The following is a 2,384-nucleotide window of genomic DNA, read 5'->3' as shown; positions in this document are numbered from 1 at the left end:
AGTCAATGCTTCACCGTATATAGTAACCTTAATTCTCTCTTTTATTCTTTCTGATTATATATCAAATGTATTAAAAGACAAACTTAAGCCGTATATGGTTTTCCTGGGCTAGCAAAACCTGTTTTATTGGTTCCAGGTCTGGAATCGTACCCTTTTTCATCAAAAATAAATACTTTAAAATAATCATCATACTTAGCTACCTCTAAAGGCCTATATTGTTTTAAGTACTCTTTTAAATAATATAATAAAAGACCTGCTGTACTACGGCTTAGTATTTCGCCATTTCTTATTTGCCTGCTATTAAAATGAGCATTTGCAGTTGCTCTTCCTACATTAATACTCGCAAGATCGAGGGTTTCGGTAGCAGAATCAACATGCACATCGATAAGTGCCTGCCTAAGGTATTTTTTTAGATTAGTTGTATTATATTCAACTGCCTTTCCTACATTTCCCATTTTCCTAGGCAACCTAGTTTTAATCTGCACAAAAACAATTTTTTTTGTTTTTCGGTGTGTCCTATCGTTTGCTTTTACTACTAATTTACCTACTACTTCTTTTTTGGTTACACCAGCAGCATTGGTAGTGGTTGCCACTACTTTTAGTATTCGGTCTGTGCTACATGGTTTTTTACAAGTAATAGTAATGTCTTGTTTGGTGGGTTTTCTGCCAGTTACTGTTTTTGTTAGCTCTAATGGAGAAACACTGTAAAAATCTTTCTGATCTTCTTCTAGCTGTATTTTTAACTCGTCGGGTGCTGTTTTTACGTGTATATAGGCTTGTATGGTTACAGCTACATCGGGGTCGGTTTCTTTTTTAAAAATAGCAAGATACGATGCTAAAAACTCATCAAAAACAGGGTTACCCGAGGCATCTAATAAATCTCTACCTCTCCTATCTTTTTTGTATTTCCAATTTATTTTTGTTGGTTAAAATTTATTTCTTAAATTTTTATATAAAAAGGCGTTTTTTTTAAAATAACCTTTATAATTATTAGCTTTGGTTTCTAATGTTCTGTGCCTACTATCGGTATATTGCTTGGCAATTACATCTTTATAATCTAAATTTCTAAATAAACGGGCACTGTCTTTATAATCTCCGTTTCTAAACCAATCAAAACCAAACTCACCTTTTCAATTTGGTTTTGGTCTAAACTCTACATAGCTTTCTATAGTAATAGGGGTTGTTCGAGACCTATTGTTTTCGGGTGCTTCTTCTGCATCGCCCATAAAAATACCTTCGCCTGCCGTTTCGTTAATTCGCCCACCTGCAATGGTGTTAATATCTCCGCCGCTGTAATAATTAATATTTGTGGCTTTTTCAATGTAATTACCTTTTGCTATTTTAACTATTTTACCTCCCATAGTTATGATAGGTTACTGTTTTCGTTACTATTCGTATTTAATTTACCTGTAGCGTGTTTACTTACATTTTTTACAGCGCTTATCGTAATTTCTTTGTCTGCAGTTTTTGATATTGTTTCGGCATTTCCTTCAAAATTTCCATCTGCCGTTTCATATATATTTGATGCCATTAACGTATAATCTGCTCCTGAGGTAATGCTAGTATGTTTTGCTATTGCAGAAATTTTGTTTTCTCCTACAGATTCTTCTAAGTTTTTACCTGCCATAATATTAATGTTTTCACCTGCTTCAATATTAATATTCTTCCCTGCCTTTAAATTAATATCTTTAAGTGCATTAATCGTTATTGTTTCGCCAGCAGTATCTATAAGAATCTGATTCCCTTTTTTATCAGTAATCTTTATACTTTCATGTTTTTTGGTATCGTTAAACTCCAAAATATGCCCACTTTTAGTAATAATACTTTTAATATTATTATCAGCTTTACCACCTGCACCATTATTCCCATGAAATAAACTTCCCATTACAAAAGGTCTGTTAGGATCGTTATATCGAAAACCGATCATTACTTGGTCTCCTATCTCGGGTATAAATACCTGTCCACGGTTTTGTGTATGGTTATCACTGCTTCCTGCATCTGGTGTCATTACACGTATCCATGATGTTTTCATTCCTGCTGTTTGCCATTGAAATTGTACTTGAACACGGCCTTTTTGGTTGGGATCTTCATTTGATAATACCGTAGCTAATTGTGGTGATGCTTCTGGTAAAGATACCGATGGCTCTGGTAAAATAGCGATACCCGAAGAAATAGCCGCAAATTCATTACAATACTCACTTGATCCTGTAGCTGTATGAGTTATTTTGGTAATAATATACTCTCCGTAATTTTTAACATTAAAGGAATCAATTCCTCGCTGTGCTCCTGTTACTTTTATTACAGTTCCCACAGTTAAGCCTTGTTTACTGCTAGTACCACTAAGTATATTTGCCGTAGATACCTTACCTGCTTGTTTATTCGCT

3 protein-coding genes are annotated in these 2,384 nt (G+C 34.1%); all 3 read right to left on the bottom strand.

The annotated features are described in order from the left end of the window. Positions 1 to 83: 83 nt before the first annotated feature. Complete coding sequence (locus AQ1689_RS02225) at positions 84 to 593, bottom strand: hypothetical protein (RefSeq protein WP_101955049.1); 510 nt, start codon at positions 591 to 593, stop codon at positions 84 to 86. A 537-nt stretch (positions 594 to 1,130) separates the two neighbouring features. Continuing rightward, positions 1,131 to 1,361 (bottom strand): hypothetical protein, encoded by a 231-nt coding sequence (locus AQ1689_RS02220; RefSeq protein ID WP_101916196.1) that lies wholly within the window; start codon positions 1,359 to 1,361, stop codon positions 1,131 to 1,133. 2 nt (positions 1,362 to 1,363) lie between these two features. Next, positions 1,364 to 2,384: phage baseplate assembly protein V (locus AQ1689_RS02215; RefSeq protein WP_219618431.1), on the bottom strand; the 1,021-nt coding region annotated here is incomplete at its 5' end.

Source organism: Tenacibaculum finnmarkense (assembly GCF_900239185.1).
Classification (GTDB): domain Bacteria; phylum Bacteroidota; class Bacteroidia; order Flavobacteriales; family Flavobacteriaceae; genus Polaribacter; species Polaribacter finnmarkensis.
Note: the sequence above shows the minus strand (reverse complement) of the source record. Positions and strands in the feature narration are given on the sequence as shown.